General features: G+C 52.3%; 17 protein-coding genes. 10 read left to right on the forward strand and 7 right to left on the reverse strand.

What is annotated here, in order from left to right; genetic code table 11:
* Positions 1-157: 157 nt before the first annotated feature.
* Entirely contained in the window at positions 158-952 is a 795-nt protein-coding gene (locus tag R6U67_RS03410; protein ID WP_410251248.1) for a DUF2993 domain-containing protein, read from the reverse strand.
* Between the two features lie 200 nt (positions 953-1,152).
* Positions 1,153-1,815 carry a hypothetical protein gene (locus R6U67_RS03415; RefSeq protein WP_410251249.1) on the reverse strand — a complete coding sequence of 221 codons (663 nt, stop codon included), beginning with the start codon at positions 1,813-1,815 and terminating at the stop codon, positions 1,153-1,155.
* 296 nt (positions 1,816-2,111) lie between these two features.
* Here R6U67_RS03415 and R6U67_RS03420 point away from each other — a divergent pair, with 296 nt between their 5' ends.
* From R6U67_RS03420 to R6U67_RS03435, 4 genes are all read left to right on the forward strand, one after another.
* A complete protein-coding gene (locus R6U67_RS03420; protein WP_410251250.1) occupies positions 2,112-3,281 on the forward strand; it encodes an HhoA/HhoB/HtrA family serine endopeptidase in 1,170 nt (389 codons plus the stop codon).
* Positions 3,282-3,297: 16 nt separating this feature from the next.
* Positions 3,298-3,969 (forward strand): phosphate ABC transporter permease, encoded by a 672-nt coding sequence (locus R6U67_RS03425; RefSeq protein ID WP_410251251.1) that lies wholly within the window; start codon positions 3,298-3,300, stop codon positions 3,967-3,969.
* Between the two features lie 118 nt (positions 3,970-4,087).
* A complete protein-coding gene (locus tag R6U67_RS03430) occupies positions 4,088-5,260 on the forward strand; it encodes a GGDEF domain-containing protein (protein ID WP_410251252.1) in 1,173 nt (390 codons plus the stop codon).
* Between the two features lie 322 nt (positions 5,261-5,582).
* Entirely contained in the window at positions 5,583-6,521 is a 939-nt protein-coding gene (locus R6U67_RS03435; RefSeq protein WP_410251253.1) for a GGDEF domain-containing protein, read from the forward strand.
* Positions 6,522-6,543: 22 nt separating this feature from the next.
* Here the strand turns inward: R6U67_RS03435 and R6U67_RS03440 are convergent, their stop codons facing one another.
* The gene (locus R6U67_RS03440) at positions 6,544-7,617 is read right to left on the reverse strand and encodes an ATP-binding protein (RefSeq protein ID WP_410251254.1); all 1,074 of its coding nucleotides are present in this window, start codon (positions 7,615-7,617) and stop codon (positions 6,544-6,546) included.
* 334 nt (positions 7,618-7,951) lie between these two features.
* On the opposite strand from R6U67_RS03440, the gene R6U67_RS03445 reads away from it, so the two are divergent.
* Complete coding sequence (locus tag R6U67_RS03445; protein WP_410251255.1) at positions 7,952-10,483, forward strand: CHAT domain-containing protein; 2,532 nt, start codon at positions 7,952-7,954, stop codon at positions 10,481-10,483.
* Positions 10,484-10,515: 32 nt separating this feature from the next.
* Here the strand turns inward: R6U67_RS03445 and R6U67_RS03450 are convergent, their stop codons facing one another.
* The 3 genes from R6U67_RS03450 to R6U67_RS03460 form a co-directional block, all read right to left on the reverse strand.
* Positions 10,516-11,667 (reverse strand): cysteine desulfurase family protein, encoded by a 1,152-nt coding sequence (locus R6U67_RS03450; protein WP_410251256.1) that lies wholly within the window; start codon positions 11,665-11,667, stop codon positions 10,516-10,518.
* A 68-nt stretch (positions 11,668-11,735) separates the two neighbouring features.
* Positions 11,736-12,674: a homoserine kinase gene (gene thrB, locus R6U67_RS03455; RefSeq protein WP_410251257.1), complete on the reverse strand. Its 939-nt coding sequence runs from the start codon at positions 12,672-12,674 to the stop codon at positions 11,736-11,738.
* 133 nt (positions 12,675-12,807) lie between these two features.
* A complete protein-coding gene (locus tag R6U67_RS03460) occupies positions 12,808-14,199 on the reverse strand; it encodes a hypothetical protein (RefSeq protein ID WP_410251258.1) in 1,392 nt (463 codons plus the stop codon).
* A gap of 196 nt (positions 14,200-14,395) precedes the next feature.
* On the opposite strand from R6U67_RS03460, the gene R6U67_RS03465 reads away from it, so the two are divergent.
* The 5 genes from R6U67_RS03465 (at position 14,396) to R6U67_RS03485 (ending at position 19,800) form a co-directional block, all read left to right on the forward strand.
* Positions 14,396-14,917 (forward strand): hypothetical protein, encoded by a 522-nt coding sequence (locus R6U67_RS03465; RefSeq protein ID WP_410251259.1) that lies wholly within the window; start codon positions 14,396-14,398, stop codon positions 14,915-14,917.
* A gap of 223 nt (positions 14,918-15,140) precedes the next feature.
* Entirely contained in the window at positions 15,141-16,694 is a 1,554-nt protein-coding gene (locus R6U67_RS03470; RefSeq protein ID WP_410251260.1) for a serine/threonine protein kinase, read from the forward strand.
* Positions 16,695-16,865: 171 nt separating this feature from the next.
* Positions 16,866-17,195 carry a DUF6825 family protein gene (locus R6U67_RS03475; RefSeq protein ID WP_410251261.1) on the forward strand — a complete coding sequence of 110 codons (330 nt, stop codon included), beginning with the start codon at positions 16,866-16,868 and terminating at the stop codon, positions 17,193-17,195.
* 52 nt (positions 17,196-17,247) lie between these two features.
* Positions 17,248-19,035 carry an ABC1 kinase family protein gene (locus R6U67_RS03480; protein WP_410251264.1) on the forward strand — a complete coding sequence of 596 codons (1,788 nt, stop codon included), beginning with the start codon at positions 17,248-17,250 and terminating at the stop codon, positions 19,033-19,035.
* A 27-nt stretch (positions 19,036-19,062) separates the two neighbouring features.
* Entirely contained in the window at positions 19,063-19,800 is a 738-nt protein-coding gene (locus R6U67_RS03485; RefSeq protein WP_410251262.1) for a PP2C family protein-serine/threonine phosphatase, read from the forward strand.
* 141 nt (positions 19,801-19,941) lie between these two features.
* Here the strand turns inward: R6U67_RS03485 and tnpA are convergent.
* On the reverse strand, positions 19,942-20,255 hold a 314-nt coding region (gene tnpA / locus R6U67_RS03490; RefSeq protein ID WP_410251263.1), incomplete at its 5' end, for an IS200/IS605 family transposase.

The raw sequence follows: 20,255 nt of genomic DNA on the forward strand, positions 1-20,255 counted from the left end.
TGCCTCTTGCCATCCCCTCTTGGGAGGGGTTAGGGGTGGGTGATGCCTCTTGCCATCCCCTCTTGGGAGGGGTTAGGGGTGGGTTATGCCTCTTGCCATCCCCTCTTGGGAGGGGTTAGGGGTGGGTTATGCCTCTTGCCTCTTGCCTTCCCTCCCCCTACCCATGCTTCGGAAAATGACTCACCTCAGCATAGCCATTAAAGGTGAGCGTATCTTGTCGGGTTTCGAGACGGTTGAGACGGAGTTTCACGCCGTCGAGATTGAAGCGATCTAAATCCACCATCCCATTGAGGGCTTCGAGGAGGGCTTGACTGAGTTGTTGGCTGTCTTGGCGTAACTCCTCGGGAACTGACTCATCAATACATTCAGGATTGGTGAAATTGATGCGGCGGCGGCGTTCAATTTCTACGGTTGTTTCTAAGACGATGGGGATTTCTGGGCCAGCAGCGATTTGAGCCTTCGCTGTCAGTTGAATCCGATTCGCCGGTTTCAGTTTCACCCTGACTTGAGTGAAGGAAACGGGTTTTCCCTGGGTGAGTGATTCTAAACCCGGCAATTCAAGTTCTTGTAGGCGTTGCGTTACTAAATCAGCTTCAAAGGCTTGATTGATGCCGGCTTCGCTCAGCACCACTTGCGCGATCGCCTGGGTGGGCTGTTTCAGTTGCAACTGTCCACTCAACACAGAACTAAAATCGAGCGAGACACGATCAGTTTCAAAAGACATCTCTTGTACCGGAAAACGGCGACGAATCACCAGTTCCCGGCCGTTCATCTTGAAGCTATCAATACTCCCTTGTAGCAGTTTGCTCGACGGTGAACAGCGAATCTGTACGTCCACGGACTCGCTTTGACTGAAAAGCTGGGCAATAGAGCGACTTGCCACGGTATCGAGCATTTTCGCGCCCCAATCCGTGCCTTCCGTCGTTGGATTTCCGATTAAACTCCCAAACATATCAAGCAATGCGTGTCCGCATATCCTAGAGGCAACTTCTCTATTTGTAACAAAATATGAAGTGGCCTGCAATCATCTGATAGGTAGAGGTAGTACACCAAGGGCGATCGCCACCTGGGCGATCGCGTCAATCCCCTCTCTCCCTAGGGAGATTTCGGGGGGGAGATTTCGGGAAAAAGATTTTTAGTACCACAGAATAATCATTCTGTCAAGGAAAAGGATTGAAAAAAGGGTCGAGCGGACTCAAAAAACTCAGCTCGTTGGCGTTGAGGAAACTGAGCCGGAACCGCTGCGATCGTCTGATAGAGGCGAGTCTCGACCCAATAAACATGATGTTGATAGATCAAGCCATCTTGCCCCTCATACAACAGAATCCGTCCCGGATAGCCGGACAACGCCACCTGACGATCTTGAACCAGGCGCTGACGGACATTGGTTAACACCCCGGCGATCGCCCCATCAAAGCGAGTTTCCCGAGGAATCACCTCAAAAAAATCAGGAAAATCCGCCACAATCACCCCATACACCTTATCATCACCCTCCAGTCCCAGAATATACATCTCCAGCATCCCCAAACTGGTTTCAACCGGCTCGATGCTTTCCCGTAACTGGCCGGGGGGGAAATTCACACGAAACCCCAACTCCGGATGTTCAAGAGGCTGCCAATCCTCAGGAATCTCCGGCTCAACCTCAGTCCTCTCCTCAATCTCATCAGGAGAGGCCATCGACTCGGACTCCGACTCCCCCGTCGAATCCGCCCGCAACGGCTGAAACAGAACGCCTGAGACGACGAAAACGCCCATCAGTCCCCACAACAGTTTGCCCCAGGGCCACCCATCTCGCTCTTGCTGCGCTCTCATCACACACACCACGCCTCATCTAAACAACGGACAATTCTTCCCGAACTCTGACAGAGCTTAACAAATTTCGCCTCCATTGGGCGGGGAAATCCGCACCGAGTTCCGACTCAAAAAAGCGGTCAACTGTCAAGAAAACCTGTAAAAATGGAGAGAAAACAGGTCTGGAGCAATCGATCTAGGCGATCGCCCCCAAGTGGCTTCAGATTCTCGGACGACCCCCCCAGCGGCGATCCTTAACTCACCATTTTCCTCAAATCTTGACGTGACTTCCTATGGGACGACATTCACCTCTAGCTTCTATGCAACATCCCCTGGCCAAACTCCTCAGTGTCGCCATCACCCTGCTGGTTCTCATCAGCCTTCCCCCAAGAGCGATCGCCCTCAGCGATGCGATCGCCCCTGAACTGGCCCAAATCCCCTCCAACGGCACTTCCAACGGCAGTAGCTTCGTCACCACCGCCGTCAATCGAGTCGGGGACTCCGTTGTCCGCATCGACACCGAGCGAGTCGTCACCCGTAACTTCGATCCCTTCCCCAACGATCCCTTTTTCGAACGCTTTTTCGGCGAGGACTTTTTCCCCACTCCCGCCCCTCGGGAGCAATTGCAACGGGGACAAGGTTCCGGCTTCATCGTTGACGCCACCGGAACCATCCTCACCAACGCCCATGTCGTCAACCGAGCCGATCGCGTCACCGTCCGTCTCAAAGATGGCCGGGACTTAGATGGCCGCGTCGCTGGCGTTGACAGCGTCACCGACTTAGCCGTCATTAAAGTCAATACCAACGGCCGCGATTTACCCGTAGCTCCCCTCGGCGATAGTGATATGGTCCAAGTGGGGGATTGGGCGATCGCCGTCGGCAACCCCCTCGGACTCGATAACACCGTTACCCTGGGCATTGTCAGCACCCTCAACCGCTCCAGTGCGCAAGTGGGGATTCCCGATAAACGCCTAGACTTCATCCAAACCGACGCCGCTATCAATCCCGGCAATTCCGGCGGCCCGCTCCTCAACGCTCGCGGAGAAGTCATCGGTGTCAACACCGCCATCCGGGCCGACGCCAACGGAATCGGCTTTGCTATCCCCATCAATACCGTCAAAGCCGTCAGCGATCGCCTGGCCCGAGGGGAAAGCATCGCCCACCCCTTCATCGGCATCCAGATGATCAGCCTCACCCCAGATCTGGCCCGAGAGAACAACCGCGATCCCAACGCCGGATTTACCATTCCCGAAGAGAATGGCGTTCTCGTGATGCGGGTTCTCGCCGCCAGCCCCGCCGAAGAAGCGGGCCTACGACGAGGCGACGTGATCACCCAAATCGATCGCCAACCCGTCACCAGTGCCGAAGACTTACAGCGACAAGTTGAAGAAAGTCAAGTCGGACAAGTGTTACGGTTACAAGTGATTCGCGGCGATCGTACCCTTTCTCTACGAGTCCGAACCGGAGAACTCCAAGCCGACGCCCGTTAATGTCCCCCTGCTAGCCATGCTCATCCCCATCACCCGAGAACGGTTTGAAACCCTAATTCCCCTCACCGCCACCGCCTCCCAATACGCCTACTATTGGGGCAATTGGCAGAACTTAGTTAAGCAAATCCTCTTCTCGCTGTTGGGGATCTTCCTCGTCTGGCTTCTCAGCCTCACCCTCCATAGTCAGGGATTAAGTCTATTCTTGGGAATTTTCGCCGGCCTCTATTGGCTTTGGAACCCCGTCGCCAAAGCCAGTTTCCGCAACGCCAAATATCGACGTTATCCCTATAGCGGATTTTGGCAGGGGGAAATTCTCGATGTCTATGTCACCGAAGAAGTCATCGGAACCGAAGAAACAGCCAACGCCAAAGGGGAATTAGTCTTAGTTGAAAATCGTGAACGTCGCTTAAATTTAGAACTCGGCGATGAACGCGGTTTTTTGGCCAAGGTGCAGGTTCCCCTACGCCGTCAACATCAATTTATCTCACCGGGGCAAACGGTTCATCTGTTGGTGATGTCCGAAGACCCTGACTTACGCCGCATTGCCAAACTCTCGGATTTATACATTCCCAATCGCCAAATTTGGGTGAGTGATTATCCCTGGTTACAACGGGAAGCCTTCAAAGAGGTGAGTCAACAACTTGGCCGAGGCAATCGTCGCCGCACGCCTCCGCCTAGCCGTCGTTAAATTATATTGATCTCAGAGGTTTTCTCAGAGGCTGTCTCAGAAGCTATCTCAGAGGCTATCTTGGAGAATAGTTTAGCTATAACGGGTAGTAGTTCAGGTCGCCTACCCTCGTATTTCTATGTCTCTATTTCTCTCCCTTGACCCCCAAACGATGCTGATTATGATCGTAATCTCATCGTTTCTGCAGGCCTGCGTTCTGATTGCTCTTGGGTTTGTCGCCAATCAATACAAAGGTATTTCGCTCTATGTAGTCGGAACCATCATGGCTTCCCTAGCCTTTATCATTGGACTGTTGACCTTTAGCTGGGAAGTCCCCCCCTTGAAATTTATTACCAATACTTTAGTTATTGGCTCACGACTTGTTTGGGCGATCGCAATTGGTCAATTTGTAGGAAGAAAAACAACTAATTTTACCTGGATTTTTTTAATAGCAACATTAGTGTTTTCACAGGTTTATCATAATTACATCGCGACAAGTTATAATGCGCGTCAGTTTTTTATGATTCCTCTTAATATGATTATTGGCATAACAACTATTAGCTATATTTTAAAATCAAAACACGATTATTTTTCCTTCACTGTTTATTCCCTAGTTTTTGTTTTTACCGCCGATATTTTACTATCTTTTTTTAGGGGTTTATTAATACTAAATGGGAAAACGCAAAGCCTCGTTGATCCCTCCTTCGCTAATCTGCTTACATTTATGACACTGTTTATTATTGATTTTCTTCGTAATGGTTTTTTTGTTTTGATGGTTAGTCAGCGGATGTACGCAGATTTAAAAGTATTATCCGAGACTGATTTTTTGACAAAAATTTTTAACCGAGGGGCTGTAAATGAGCTTATTAATAAAAAGATTAAAGACAAAAAAAGTTACCCCTTAAGTCTGATTTTATTGGATATTGACTATTTTAAAAGAATCAATGATACCTACGGTCATGACGTGGGAGATATCGTTCTAAAATCCGTGGTCGGCGCACTTCAGACTCAACTGCATTCTCGGGACTTAATGGGGCGTTGGGGAGGGGAAGAATTTTTAATTGTTTTACCGCATTGTTCAGCCGCCGCCGTCCGCGATCGCGCCGAATCGCTACGCCATACCGTGGAAAACACCGGGATACCCTATGGGACAAAAACAGATGAAACATTACACTGCACCATCAGTTTAGGTGTTGTCACCTGTTTAGGGAAGACAACCACCCTAGATGACCTCTTGAAATCCGCCGATATCGCCCTCTATGATGCCAAAAAATCGGGGCGCAATCGTGCTGAATGTATTGTTATTTCATAAAACTAACACATGGACTGAGATGAATGTCAGCCTTCAAGTAGACCCTTCGCTAAACATCAACTAGAATGGTTTTATCGAGAGGGAACCATTCATGAACGTCTTTAATTCTGACACAATGATAATGATGATTGCAATGTCATCATTACTGCAATCCATTGTTTTAGTCGGTCTTTGGTTTTCAGCTAACCAATACAAGGGAATTTCAACCTACGTTGTAGGAAACTTATTTTCCTGCTTGTCTTTTACTGGTTTTTTGGTTAGAAATCTGTATAATCTTTCATTAGAATTTCGCCTGATCAATAATATCATACTCATCACCGCCATGTTTTTACATGTTGTGGGTATTGGACGATTCTTGAGTCGTAAAGTCAACCTAACGGCTTGGTTTTTGTTTTTTATCGGTTTTTTGCTATCGCAATTTTATCTAATTTATTACTTTGATGATTATTTTTGGCGTAATGTCTTTATTTTACTAACAGTTGCGTTAGCCTATGGCATTGGCTGTAAATATATTCTTGAGACTAAAATTATCAGTTTTCGAGTAACATCGCAAAGTCTGGCTATTATTTTAGCCGCCGGATCTCTACTTTTTTTGCTGCGTATCATTTTGCTATTAGATGGGGAAACTCAATCTATTGTCGATGCAACATTTGCCAATGGCTTCACTTTTTTATCCCTATTCATTGTTGATTTTTTGCGGAATGGATTTTTTGTCCTGATGGTGAGTCAACGGATGTATGCCGAACTGAATCAACTGGCCGAAATGGACTTTTTAACACAAGTTTTTAATCGAGGAGCAACAGCTCGCCATCTCAATACATACCTGAAACGTCACCCCAACATTGACGTCACCCTGATTCTATTAGATATCGATTATTTCAAAAAAATTAATGACACCTATGGTCATGATGCCGGCGATCGCATCTTGCAAGAAGTCGCACGAGTCCTAGAATCCCAACTCACCTCCACAGACCTATTAGGACGCTGGGGAGGTGAAGAATTTATCGTTTTTCTCCCCAATTGTCCGGTCTCAAACGCCCGCGATCGCGCCGAAGCCCTGCGAGCGAACATTGAACAAAATCAAGTGTACTATGGCCTGAAAACCCTTAGCTGCACCATGAGTTTAGGGGTAGTCACCGCCCCAAGCCATATCATTCACCTCGACGACCTTCTCAAACAAGCCGACATTGCCCTGTATACCGCCAAACACAACGGACGTAACCGAGTCGAATGTCTCACCATCCCCTCATCTCCCGGATAACAACTTCCTGAGAACGACTCCCTCATAACGACATTCCCGCCTCATAAACATCCTGCCAACCCGAGCGATGTCGAACCACCGTTTCCAAATACTCCTGCCAGGCGATCGCATTCTGAGGCGACTCCTGAACCACCACACTCGCCACCCCAGCCACAAGATCCTCAACCCGCAACCGGCCATCCCCAAAATGGGCCGCCAACGCCAACCCTTGCTGAACCACCGCGATCGCATCCGCCGGACTCAACACCCCCTGAGACGACTTCAACCGCGTCTGGCCATCCTCCGTCATTCCCCCCCGTAACTCCCGAAATATCGTCACCACCCGGCGAATATCCGACAAAATCTCCGTCTCCAACGGTAAATCCAACGGAGTTCCCAACGCCGCCACCCGACGCTGCACAATCTCAACCTCCATCTCCAACGTCTCGGGTAACGGTAACACCACCCGATTAAAGCGGCGCTGTAAGGCACTAGAGAGGTCATTCACCCCCCGATCCTTCTGATTGGCCGTCGCAATCAAATTAAACCCCTGATTGGCGAAGCGATCGCCTCTCAACTCAGGAATCGGCAACCGTTTCTCCGAGAGAATCGTCAACAGAGAATCCTGCACATCCGTCGGGAGTCGCGTCAACTCCTCAATGCGTACAATGGCCCCCTCATCCATGGCCCGCAACACCGGACTCGGAACAATGGCCTCCGCCGAAAACCCCTCCGCCAAGAGTTTGGCATAATTCCAGCTATAGCGAATCGCCTCTTCAGGCGTTCCCGCCGTTCCCTGAACCAAGAGATGGGAATGGCCAGAAATGGCAATACTCAGATGTTCCGACAGCCAAGACTTCCCCGTTCCCGGAACCCCCAGCAACAACAAGGCCCGATCCGTCACGAGCGTCGCAATGGCAATTTCAATCGCCCGATCGCAGCCAATATACTTCGGGGTAATCTCAACCCCAGACTCAAGCGTTCCTCCCAAAATATAGGTTCGCACCGCCCAGGGTGACAACCGCCATTGAGGAGGACGGGGCCGCTCATCAACTTCAGCTAAGGCTGCCAATTCCTCGGCAAATTGGTTCTCTAAGCTCGGACGGACTCGAACCATCGTCGGTACTCGCTCACATCGACCTTAGACTGTAGGCGATCGCAGCGCAACCTGCAACATCGATCCCTAATAATGGCCATCTTTAGGGTCAGAATGATCGCGCAGTTGTATCATTATTCATCAACTCTTCAAATAATAACAAGAACGCTGGCTAGATCGTTATAACGTGGGCAATAAATGGCTGACCTATAAATACCTTGTCCCCGACAGAGTAAAAAACTAACTACGGTCAACCATTCCTAATCTAGGGGGGTTAGAATGGGGACCGTAACTTAGGCCCCTCTCTAGCAAGAGGTGTTCTTGCCATGTCCCGGCAGCGTTCAACATCAATCTAATGACAAAGGCATTTAAAGCTTGTATCCTCTGGCTAGTTCTATGTTTGGGGAGTTTTTGGCTCACCCTCAAGCGTCCGGCTCTCTCACAAACTCAAGAATTTAGAGAGCGTCCTTTCCTGGCCTTGGAGAACTCCCAAGACCGAGCCGTTGACCCAGGATTAGACCATTATCAACGAGGGGAGTATGTCCAAGCGATCGCCGAGTGGGAAACCGCATTAGACCAAACTCAAAACCGCGAGCATCAGCGACTCTTGCACCGCAACTTAGCCAACGCCTATCAACAGTTGGGTAGCGCTCCTAATATCGCTCTGTTTCATTGGGAACAGGTCTTAGAACTGGCGCAAGCTGACCCGAATCCAGACTTACATTTATCTCCCCTCGTTCAAGCCCAAATCCAGGTCGAACAAGCGCAACTTTATGATGCAATGGGACAGCATCAACGGGCCGTTAACTTGCTGCAAGAGGCTCTCATCGTCCTCGACGGCGATCGCGCCAGTGAACTCGCCGCTCTAGGGGCCTTGGGAAACGCCTATTCCGCTCTCGGACGCTATCAAGAGGCGATCGTTGCCCATGAAACCAGCCTTAGTTATGCTCAAGCCTTAGATCAGCCCCAAGCGATCGCTACCGCCCTGAGTAACCTCGCTAACGCCCATAGTTTCCGAGCGCGTCGCGCCCGCTACCAAGAAGAAGTGGCCCGTGATGAAGGCGAAGACGCAGAAGCGCAACGGGCCAACGCCCAATTTGAACGCGATCGCCAAGCCGTGGATCGTCTGCTCAGCCAAAGTCTCAGCCTGGGAGAGCAGGTGGGTGGCTTCAGCCAAATCCGCAGTCTCCTCAACGCTCACCGTCTCCTACAAGAGTTTTTCCCCGATCGCCAAGAGCGTTTAGACAACCTCCGAGATACCATTGAACCGCTCTTGTCTCCCTTACCCGCATCACGAGATAAGATCTTTGCTCTGATTTACCTGGCCCAACAGCAACCCGCCTCCCACAACCATAACGCTCAGTCTCTCCTAGAAACGGCCATCGAGATCTCGCGCTCAATTGGAGATCCTCGGGCCGAATCCTTCGCCCTCGGGACTTTAGGCGCACTCTATGAACAGCATCAGTACTATGACATTGCCCTAAGCCTCAGTCAGCAGGCCCAATTCACAGCTCAGGAAATTTCCGCCTTTGATAGTCTCTATCGTTGGCAATGGCAAGCCGGTCGTATTTATGAGCAAACTAACCAACCCAGCTTGGCCCTCGATCAATATCGGGCGGCGACCCAGAGTTTGGATAACCTGCGAGGGGATTTGATTACCACCAGCCGCGATCTGCAATTTGAATTTCGCGATGCCGTCGAACCCGTCTATCGTGAATTAATCGGTCTACTGCTTAAGTCGGAAACTCCCGGAGATCCTCAATCAAAACTCAAAGAGTCTTTGGATATTTTAGAGCGACTTAAGTTGGCAGAACTCCGCAACTTTTTTGGTGATGACTGTGTTGAAATTGCTCAAGCTGTGGTTCGAGATAATGGGACACTGATTGATGGAACGGCGGTAATTATTTATAGCATTCTTTTGTCTGATTCGACGGTTTTGATTCTACAAGAAGCCGATGGAACCCTGACCAGTTATCGGATTACTCACGGCGGTCAAGAGTTACAAGACGAGGTGGATAAATTTCGAGATTTACTCGAAAAGCGAGGAACTAATGAATATCTACGTCCCGCCCAGCGACTCTATGATTGGCTGGTTCGTCCCTTAGAGGCGAAGTTAGAGGCGATCGCCCCGGAAACCTTAGTGTTTATTCAAGATGGGGTATTGCGTAAAACACCGGTTGCTGCACTCCATAATGGCAATCAATTTTTGGTCGAATCCTATGCGTTGGCAACAACTCCGAGTTTACGCTTAACGACAACGGGGAGTTTTAATCGCCGCGAAAACAAGCCCTTAATTGCCGGTTTATCTGTTGAAATTCCTCCCTTTTCTGCTCTTAAAAATGTCAAGGAAGAAGTGAGAATTATCCAATCGTTAATGGGCGGATTAACCTTAATGGACGCAGACTTTACGGTCGCAAACTTAGAACAAGAACTGACAGAACGGAGTTATTCAATTGTTCATCTAGCCACCCATGCCAAATTCGGAGTTGATGCTAATAGTACCTTTCTTCTTGCCTTTGACGATCGCATTACCATCGAAGCGATGGATCAACTACTGCGATCGCGGCGGCGATCGGGAAATAGTCTACAACCCCTAGAATTACTGGTGCTGAGTGCCTGTCAAACCGCCGCCGGAGACAACCGTTCCGCCCTAGGGATTGCCGGGGTAGCGGTGCGGGCCGGAGCCAAAACCGCTCTGGCCAGTCTCTGGTTCATTAACGACGAGGCCACGGTTTCCCTGATTGAAAGTTTCTACCAAGAACTGCAAAAACCAGGGATGACCAAAGCTCAAGCCCTACAAGCGGCCCAGAAAAAGGCCATTGACAGTTTGGCCTATAATCATCCCGGAGTTTGGTCTCCCTTTATCCTCATCGGGACTTGGCGTTAGTTATCACCAGAGACGAGTTCGAGAGTCGTTCATCAGGGGAATGGGCGCGTCAAAAACTGTTTTAAGACCATCGCCGTCCAATCAATATCCGCCTCAGTGGTCTCTCGCCCTAACGTCAGACGAATCCCCGCCCGAGCCAGGCGTTCAGGATAGCCCATGGCCAGCAGAATTGGGCTAGGGGCCAATTGGCCGCTATGACAGGCCGAGCCGGAACTGATGGCGATTCCCGCCAGGTTTAACTGTCGCACTAAGGCTTTGCCCGTCACCGGTTTCCCCTGAGCATCATCTAAGTCCACCAAGAAACTCACATGATGGGGTAAACGATGTTGGCGATCGCCGCTAACCTGTAAATTCCAAACCGTCGCCAATTGCTCAAAGAGGCGATCGCGTAACCCCGCCAACCGCCGCGCCTCTGTATCCAACTCCTCCTTGGCCAAAGCCGCCGCCACGCCAAAACCAACAAGATTGGCAACCGCCTCAGTTCCCGATCGCCGCCCCGCCTCCTGTCCACCACCGGCCAACAGAGGCGCCAGAGACACTCCCGGACGAACATACAACGCCCCTGCCCCTTTGGGGCCATAGAGCTTATGACTCGACAGGGATAACAAATCAACCCCCAAAGCCGCCACATCGAGGGGCAACCGTCCCGCCACTTGAACCGCATCCGTATGGAACAAGACCCCATGCCGGCCAGCCATGGCCGCTAGGGTTTCAATCGGTTGTAGGGTTCCCACCTCACTTTGTCCATAAATGACCGAGATCAAGCGCGTATCGGGGCGAATCGCCGCCTCTAACGCCTGGGGATCAACGCGGCCCTGGCCATTCACCGGCAGAGGCGTCACCTGCCATCCTTGCTGCGCTAACTGCCGAGCCGGTTGGGCGATCGCCGCATGTTCAACACTCGAAATAATCAGATGTCCGGGTTGCTCAAGCCGTTGCGTCACGCCCATCAGCGCCAGATTGTTGGCCTCCGTCCCGCCGCTGGTAAAGATAATCGACTCAGCGGGAGCCTGGATGAGATCAGCCACCTGAAGCCGAGCCATTTCCAAGTCCGTCGCCGCCGTTTCTCCCCAATGATGAAGACTTGAAGGATTGCCCCAAGCCTGACGCAACGACTGCACCATCGCCTCAATGGCCTCCGGGCGTGTTGGTGTCGTTGCGCTATGGTCTAAGTAAATTTGCATGGCGACATCTCCCAATACTCCCGATTCTGTGAACCTCCCTTCTAGGCTATCGCACGGCCTCTCGTCCGCTACTCGACCGACTGACTAATGGTGGCCCCGTGGCGATCTAACTGGAGCGATCGCACCGTTACCGGAGTTTTCTGCGTCTGCCAGGCCTGTTCCATAGCTGCCACCACCATCGAGGCCGTGGCCCGTGACGCTAAGGCGAGTAACGTCGGCCCGGCGCCACTAATCGCCAATCCATAAGCTCCCGCCTCGATCGCCGCCTCATGAACCCTCCCATAACCGGGAATCAACTGCTTACGATAGGGTTGATGGACTCGATCCTGCATTCCCACCCGTAGGCGATCGCCATCTCCGGTTTCGAGGCCTTTCACCAACAGAGCCAAATGAGCCGTATTAAAGACCACATCAGCGCGGCAATAGTCCTGGGGGAGAACCTGCCGAGCCGCCGCCGTCGAGAGTTCAAAATGGGGAATCGCCACAATCGGGACAATATCCGAATGCCAGGCCACCGGACAATGCAGCCAATCCTGGTCATCACTTGCGGCAAGCTGACAGCCTCCTAACAAGGCCGGCACCACATTATCGGGGTGGCCTTCGAGAGCGATCGCCATACGCATCAAGGCGTGAGGGTTCAGGGGATTACCGGCCCAATAATTAGCACCGAGCAGCCCGCCGACGATCGCCGTGGCTGAACTGCCCAACCCTCGCGCTAATGGCACTCCCAACTCAATCTCTAGGGTGAGACTCGGGGGCGTTTGTCCGAGGGACTCAAATAACTGACAAAAGACCTGATAGACCAAATTTTCTGCACCCGTTGCCACCCGTGCCGCTTCCTCACCCCGCACGCCAATTTTCAGCCCCGAATTTGAGCCAGCATGACCGCCCGGCCCGGGCAAAAAGGAAAACCGGTTATATAACGACAGTGCCGCCCCTAAACAGTCGAAACCGGGTCCGAGGTTGGCCGTAGTCGCCGGGACGGTAACAGTAAACGGATGAAGCATTCAGGTCGATAACAGGGAATTAGCGAACAGGGGAGGGGCGATCGCCTGGGGTCTGAGTTGGCCATCGCCCGATGAGAAAATTCTATCCTAGAGCGGGGCCATCTCAGGGCCGCCCCAACCCAGCGGCGAGCGCTTAGACTTGAACCGCTTGGCTACCTTTAATCAAGTTGGCGCGATGTTTAGCCAGTTCTAACACCCCCTGAGTAATGATTTGCACCACATCCACTCGTCCTTGGCGCAGAAAGCGGTGTTGCAAGAAGTGTTCAGCCGGCAACTCTCCCTTGAGAAATTCCTTAGAGGCCGCCAACAACTCCGTGACACAATCAAAACCGACCGACTCAATGATAAACGTGGCTAAGGGAGAATTTTTCAAATCGTAAGCCGACTCACGAGTCCGACCTTGGCTGAGCAGTTGTAGGACTTCAGCTTCCCGTTGCGTCGAGGGGGGACAGTCATTAGACAGATGGGGCAAAAACTCAGCCAAAGCCGGAGTTTTGACCCCAACTTCGGGAAACTCGCCCATCATCGTCGAAATATGCACATTGCGCCCGAGGCGGTAGGAGAGGGCTTCGAGGACGGCGATCGTTATCAGTTTCACCCCCAGGTACAACTGAGCGGTTTCCAGGTTTTTGCGAGTCCGTTCAACTAAACCGGCGTAGGTGTCATTATCGGGTTCACCGCGATACTGACTAAACACCACTTCCGGTTTGAGGAAGTTGATAAACCCTTCCATTTTCTGAATCGAACGCCGATAGCCCCGTACCGTATAAGAGTTAGCACTAATGAGTTCGTGATTGGTTTCCGGGAGGAGATTCCAGGTGTTGTCTAAAAATTCAGCGGAGTTGGGGAGGGCGAAGTTTTCCACATCCCGATTGGCCAGACGCACCGCCCGCTTGACGGACTCATAGATATCGTCATCTTGCCAATCGAGGCCGAATTGCTCACGGGTGCGGTAGAGATTCTGTTCGAGGCGATCGCTGGCGGTCCAACCTTCAGCCGAGACCCCCCTAAAGGGGATAGTTGCTTCAATACAAGCCGAGATTCGCACCAAGTCCCCGAGGGATAAGAACGGTTCTAGGGCTTTGCTGGCAATGACCGCACTGAGAAACTCATTTTGTCCTCGGAAGGGATCGAGGACTTGTTCCGGAACAAAACCAAACACCGACAAGACCATCAGGAAGCTTCCGTCATCGGGAAGCCAGTCCGCCGGAAGAATCGATAACTTACCGTTAAGTTCTTCGATATAGGGGGAGATATAGCGGCTAACGTTGAGGTTAATCCCTGAATCGACTTGAACGTATACCAAATCATGAAACAGTGCCGACAGAACCTCAATCGGGTCACTCGACCCTCCAACCTCAAAAATATGGGATGGCGTATGGAAATACCGCCATTGTCCCGTCATCGCTTGTACGATCAATGACGCGATGGGTTCAATTTCCTCCATCGGTGGGGGGGCCGCCAGTTCCGAAATTGAGCCGACTAGGCTGTCCAGGCAGCGTTGGTAAGCAACTTCTAGCTCCATCAATCCCTCGTGTTGTTTCCCTGATTCCCGTATGTGGGGTTGCAAACGACCGAAATTGTCGATGCACCTATTATCTGCCAGCATAACCTGAAGCCCGACCGGTTGCCGAAATTGTTCAGGATTGATTTCAATGGACTTGACACCAATAACGCCGTTTTCCAGTAAATTTTCTGCTCAGCCTGATTTGGAACCTGCCATGTCTCTAGATAATGAAGCCTCCGTCAGCGATCTCCTCTCCCGTCAAGAGGAGTTGACAATCCAATTGCAATCGCTGCAAGAACATCTTAGCCGTCTTGTGCCTCAACTTGAAGAGGCCCAAGCCCAGGCTCAAAAGCCCCCCGAGAAGCCCCAGGGAACCTCCCCTGAGACCCTATTAGCCTCCGCCACCCAAGCGGCCTTAGCTCGCTATGAGTGGAAGGCGAAACTCGAGGGCCTTGAGGTGGCGATCGCCTGGACACAAGAACAAATTCATGAAAAAGCCGATCAACTCGACACCCTAGAAGCCACCTTAGCCGAAGCCGAACGCCGTCAGGAACAGACCACCCAGGCTCGTGAGGGGGTTGCCCAGTTAAATGGGGCCATCGCCGAGATCAAACGGCAGTTAATCGAGTTGAAGGGCCAGGGCTGTTTACACCTGTATACGGTCAACTTGCCTGAATTTTCTCTCGATGAACAGGGCCAGATTCAGGTTCGGCCCCATTCTTTCCGGATTCAATGAGACCCTCAGGGTCGAATAGGGCAACGGGGAAACTTCGGTCGGCTAAGTGAGATCGCCATCGGGCCATGGCCGTCCCCAAACCGCCAAATTCGCCCAATCCGTCAAGCCAACACGTCAGGGAACTTTGACGATTTGCGTCCCCAGGATCTCAGGCAACGACCCTGAACATCTGGGATAAATGGTCAAAAGACATTAGCATGGGAAAAACTTTACATTTCAATTTATGAATGTTCGGGCAGGAACTCTCCTAAATAACGGGAAATATGCCATCGAAGCCACGCTCGGTCAGGGCTATTTCGGGGCAACCTATCGCGCCACCCACGGGCAACTCTGGCAGCCGGTGATTCTCAAAAGCCTTGGGGACACTCTGCTGAGCCATCCGAACCGCAGCGAATTGGCACGCCAGTTTGTCGAACAAACGCGACAGTTGGCCCGTTGTCAACATCCCAACTTGCCTCGGGTGTTGGACTTATTTGAAGAACAGGGCCAACCGTTTCTGGTGCTGGACTATATTTCAGGAACGAGCTTGACCGATATCGTTCAAAGCCAAGGGCGGCGATCGCCTCAGGCCACGTTAACCGATCTTCAGCAACTGGCCACAGCCGTCGAGGCCCTACATCGTCAGGGACTTTTGCACCGAGATATTAAACCCGAACATGGTCTGCAAGTCTCACGGAGCGATCGCCTCGTCTTAATTGAAGTGGGACTAACCCGAGATTTAACCACCGGAGCCGGACAAACCTACAGCGGCTTACTGTCACCCGGTTATGCGGCCCCCGAACAGTACAGTGGTGCCAGCTCTAGCCCCGCCACCGATGTCTATTCCTTAGCCGCCACCGGGTACTACCTTCTCAGTGGCCAACCCCCGGCCAGCGCCCCCCTACGCGATCGCGTCCCCCTCTCACCCCTGAGTGATGGTAGCCCCTTAGGAGACGCTTTAGAAGAGGCGATTGTCCGAGGATTGGATCTCAATCCGGAAACCCGTCCGGCAACAATTCGCGATTGGTCCGCCTGGCTGCCCGATGCCACAGGAACCGTCAACCTCAAGGCCAGCAGCTATCACCCCCCTCAAGCGGTGAACCTGAGTCCTCATCCTGAAGTGACCGAGGCGCGTCCAATCTTCCAACGACCCTGGGTTCCGGCTCTCTTTGCCACCACCTCAGTCCTGGCCGCCATCGGCGGAGCCGCCGCCATGATGAGCTTTCGCGGGGCCATCAGCCGTGTACCGCCGTCTGAGCCGGTTCAGCACCAAGAGACGAGCCCCCGGACCGATGAATCTCCCCGCCTACGTCAAGCACCCAACGCTCCTAACCGTCAGGAGTCTGAGGATCCCATCCTTGAAGTGGATGCTTGGACGCCCGTTCAACCGAGTCCTGACGCCGAATACACGGGCAACCGCTGGCCCGAAGCGCCGCCAGCTCAAGATAGCCCCTCCTCCTGGTCTGCGCCGAGTTCTGAATCCGTCCAGAGCGATCGCCGAGATCCCTACGCTGACACCTATCGTGACTCGAATCAGGAAAGCTACAACGACGACAACGATGGCTATCCAGATGAGGACCCCTACGCCGACGAAGACTCCCTGCTCTCAGATAAAACCTTTACTGAAGAGCAAGAAAGCGATGCTCCCATCTGGTCGGAGCCAGTGCCGGAGTCTTTAGAACGCCCTTGGGGACAAGGAAACTCCTGGGAACGTGAGCCGGATGCGAAACTCCTTAGCCCCTCCCGAGAGGACTCCTGGAACCGTGACGCTCGCAAAGGCTTAACGTCTGCCTCCTAGGTCTCTGTCTCGGTTCTCTAGCTGGCCGGCAAAAGCCCGCCAATGAGAGAGGTCGTTACGAGCTTGCCAGCTTATCTCTTGCCTCTGGCCGTCTTCGGCCTCCCCCCTCCTTCCCCAACCAAAGAGAACTGCTATAATTTTGTTAAGGAAGCTTAATAATAAAACCCACACATGAGTAAATCCCCCGTTCACGCCTTTTTCGTCGGTCGTATCCTCGCAGAAGAAATCGGCGCAGTCCTAGAACGGACCGTTTCCAACTCCCTCAGCGCCTTTGGTCAGTTTGATGCTGAACAGCGCGAGAACTTACGTCAGTTCTCCGAACGAGTTGTTGAACGGGCCGAGCGGGTTGAATCCGAGCGCAGTACGACGGGATCTTCGGCCGGCAGTCGTCCCGTCTCAACCGATCAGGACTTGCAAGCCTTGATTGATGGCTTGCGTGCCGAAATTGCCGAGTTGCGGTCTGAGTTACAACGCTACCGTAATGCCAGTGGCAACGACTAACGCCACGGATCCCCCCTCCCCATCTACCCGCCAACTTCATCGAGAACGTCGAGTGTCTGCTCTGTCTGAGGACTCCTTGCCCCAATCGACCCACCCCGAGCGATCGCCCCGTGCGCGTCGCCCCTCAAGCGATCATCACATGACAACGCCGGGCGATCGCTCCTCTATCCCAACCGCTTCATCCTATCGCTGGAACCGGCCCAATTACTCCCGCAACCGTCGCCGCATCGAGATCTGGTCCTTTGTGGGGCGCTTTCTGTTTGAACTCTGGCTCAATGACCGTAAATGGAGTTATTGGGGCGGCTACAGTGATGCCAAACTCGCGGCCCGTCGTCGCCGTTTAGCGATCTGGATTCGTGAAACCTTCTTGCAACTCGGTCCGACCTTCATTAAGCTCGGACAACTGTTTTCGACGCGATCAGATATCTTTCCGGCTGAGTACGTCGAAGAACTCTCGAAACTCCAAGATCGAGTTCCGGCCTTTAGTTCCGAGTTGGCCTACGAGATTATTCAGGAAGACTTTGGTAAACCGGCTCAGGAACTCTATCGCTATTTTGACCCAGTTCCCCTAGCGGCGGCGAGTCTAGGACAAGTCCATAAGGCTCAACTGAAGGGTGGGGAAGAAATTGTCGTTAAAGTTCAACGGCCCGGACTCAAGCGACTGTTTGATATTGATCTCGGCATTGCTCGAGGCGTCGCTCTCTATCTCCAAAACCACTCTAAATGGGGTAAAGGGCGTGATTGGATGGGCATTTACGATGAATGTTGCCGCATCCTCTATCTTGAGATTGACTACCTCAACGAAGGACGTAACGCGGATACCTTCCGCCGCAACTTTCGCGGCGTTGATTGGGTGCGAGTGCCGCGCGTCTATTGGCGCTATACCTCCGCTCGGGTTCTGACTCTCGAATATCGTCCGGGGATCAAAATTAGCCATTATGAGGCCCTCGAAGCCGCTGGCTTGGATCGTAAACATTTAGCCAGTCTCGGGGCGATCGCCTATCTGAATCAACTCCTCGATCACGGCTTCTTCCATGCTGATCCCCACCCCGGCAATTTGGCTGTTAGCCCGGATGGTGCCTTGATTTTCTACGACTTCGGCATGATGGGGCAAATTACCTCTAATCTGCGTCAGAAGCTGATGGAGTTGTTTTTTGGTGTGGCCCAACGGGATAGCGATCGCGTGGTGCAGGCCCTGATTGCTGTAGAGGCGTTGGCCCCGGTGCAGGATCTTGGCCCCGTGCGGCGATCGATCCAATATATCCTGGACAACCTCATGGATCAGCCCTTTGAAGAGCAATCGGTCGAAGCCATCACCGATGATCTCTACGAAATTGCCTATGATCAGCCTTTCCGTTTTCCAGCAACCTTTACCTTTGTCATGCGGGCCTTCTCGACCCTAGAGGGGGTTGGAAAAGGACTCGATCCCGACTTTAATTTTATGGAGGTGGCGAAACCGTTCGCGTTTGATCTTATGAACCAAGGACGAGAAGAGTATGGTAATGGCATTCTCTCAGAACTGAGCCGTCAGGCCAGTGAAGTGAGTTCGACGGCGTTGGGCCTACCTCGGCGTATTGAAGATAGCCTAGAAAAACTAGAACGGGGCGATGTGCGGGTGCGAGTGCGGGCCACGGAAACCGATCGCCTACTGCGACGGATGGCCAACATGCAGATGACAACAAATTATACCCTCTTAGTCAGTGCGTTGACGTTGTCCGCTACGATTCTAGTCGTCAGTGGAGAAGTTTGGTTAGCCGGAGGTGCTGCCCTGTTGGCGATCGCCTTCGCCTTAGCCCTACTTCGACTCATGGCGCGTATCAACCGAGCTGATCGCTTCTGATTAGCCGCAACTTTATGATTCTTAAGTATGAAACCAGCCTTTGCCGGCCAGAGTGATAAAGGTCTAATCCGGGCCGTCAACCAAGACGCTTACCACATCGATGAAGCTGGCCGCTTTTTTATTGTCGCCGATGGCATGGGGGGTCATGCCGCTGGCCAAGATGCCAGTCGCATTGCCAAGGATGCTATCTGTCATCATCTTGAAGTTGGCTATGACCAGGATGATACACCCGAGACCCTTCTGAGAACGGCGTTTATCGGCGCGAACACCGCCATCATGGAGGATCAGTTGGTTCATCCTGAAAATGCCGATATGGGGACCACAGCCGTCGCGATTCTGCTGCAACCGGGACCCGATGGAGACATTTCTCAGGTGTGGTGCGCCAATTTGGGAGATTCTCGGATTTATCGCTTCCGCAATGGCCGTCTCGAACAACTCACTGAAGATGATACCTGGGTCGCTCAAGCCATCAAAGCGGGAGTCTTGCCGGCAGATGAAGCCCGAGATCACCCCTGGCGCCATGTATTATCTCAATGTCTCGGCCGCGAAGATATGGGCGAGTTAGAGATTCGCTGTCTTGATGTAACCCCAGGCGATCAGTTTCTCCTCTGTAGCGATGGACTCAGCGAGGAACTGACTGACGATCGCATCGCCGAAGAACTCACGGCCAGCAAAGATTGTGACGACGCGGCCACCCGTCTGATCGAAGCCGCCAAGGCACAAGGCGGACGGGATAATATCACCGTTGTTTTGGTGGGGCTTTAGGGGGGAAGGGAACACCGGAACTGGGAAGAAGAAGGCAAGAGGCAAGAGGCAAGAGGCAAGAGGCAAGGGGCAAGAGGCAAGAGGCGGGTAATCCTCACCCGCCTTTTTTATTGAAAAACTTGGGTTTAAAACCCCGTCCTTCTAGGACGGCTTTCTCTGATTCTCAATGTATTGCTTGAGAATCTCGACAGGTGCGCCACCAACGAATGACGCCAAATAGCTCGGACTCCACAAGGCATCTTTTTTGTATGGCTTTGGTAGGCCGGCTTGTCCGTATCTACGACTAGATACACCCTTAAGACTATTGACAATCTGAGAAACCGATAACTTCGGCGGATACTCAATAAGCGTGTGTATGTGGTCGCATTCGCCGTTAAACTCCAAAATTTCAAAATCCATTTTTCTGGCGACCGTGTAGAAGAACTTTTCGAGCAACACCAGACTCTCTTGAGTTA

The organism is Sodalinema sp. (assembly GCF_046483825.1).
Lineage (GTDB): Bacteria > Cyanobacteriota > Cyanobacteriia > Cyanobacteriales > Geitlerinemataceae > Sodalinema.

Coding starts and splice junctions, on each gene's coding strand:
- R6U67_RS03485 (WP_410251262.1), top strand. CDS start 19,063: ATGAAACCAGCCTTTGCCGGCCAGAGTGATAAAGGTCTAATCCGGGCC.
- R6U67_RS03470 (WP_410251260.1), top strand. CDS start 15,141: ATGAATGTTCGGGCAGGAACTCTCCTAAATAACGGGAAATATGCCATC.
- R6U67_RS03420 (WP_410251250.1), top strand. CDS start 2,112: ATGCAACATCCCCTGGCCAAACTCCTCAGTGTCGCCATCACCCTGCTG.
- R6U67_RS03425 (WP_410251251.1), top strand. CDS start 3,298: ATGCTCATCCCCATCACCCGAGAACGGTTTGAAACCCTAATTCCCCTC.
- R6U67_RS03440 (WP_410251254.1), bottom strand. CDS start 7,617: ATGGTTCGAGTCCGTCCGAGCTTAGAGAACCAATTTGCCGAGGAATTG.
- thrB (WP_410251257.1), bottom strand. CDS start 12,674: ATGCTTCATCCGTTTACTGTTACCGTCCCGGCGACTACGGCCAACCTC.
- R6U67_RS03435 (WP_410251253.1), top strand. CDS start 5,583: ATGTTTTTACATGTTGTGGGTATTGGACGATTCTTGAGTCGTAAAGTC.
- R6U67_RS03460 (WP_410251258.1), bottom strand. CDS start 14,199: ATGGAGCTAGAAGTTGCTTACCAACGCTGCCTGGACAGCCTAGTCGGC.
- R6U67_RS03475 (WP_410251261.1), top strand. CDS start 16,866: ATGAGTAAATCCCCCGTTCACGCCTTTTTCGTCGGTCGTATCCTCGCA.
- R6U67_RS03465 (WP_410251259.1), top strand. CDS start 14,396: ATGTCTCTAGATAATGAAGCCTCCGTCAGCGATCTCCTCTCCCGTCAA.
- R6U67_RS03430 (WP_410251252.1), top strand. CDS start 4,088: ATGTCTCTATTTCTCTCCCTTGACCCCCAAACGATGCTGATTATGATC.
- R6U67_RS03450 (WP_410251256.1), bottom strand. CDS start 11,667: ATGCAAATTTACTTAGACCATAGCGCAACGACACCAACACGCCCGGAG.
- R6U67_RS03445 (WP_410251255.1), top strand. CDS start 7,952: ATGACAAAGGCATTTAAAGCTTGTATCCTCTGGCTAGTTCTATGTTTG.
- R6U67_RS03410 (WP_410251248.1), bottom strand. CDS start 952: ATGTTTGGGAGTTTAATCGGAAATCCAACGACGGAAGGCACGGATTGG.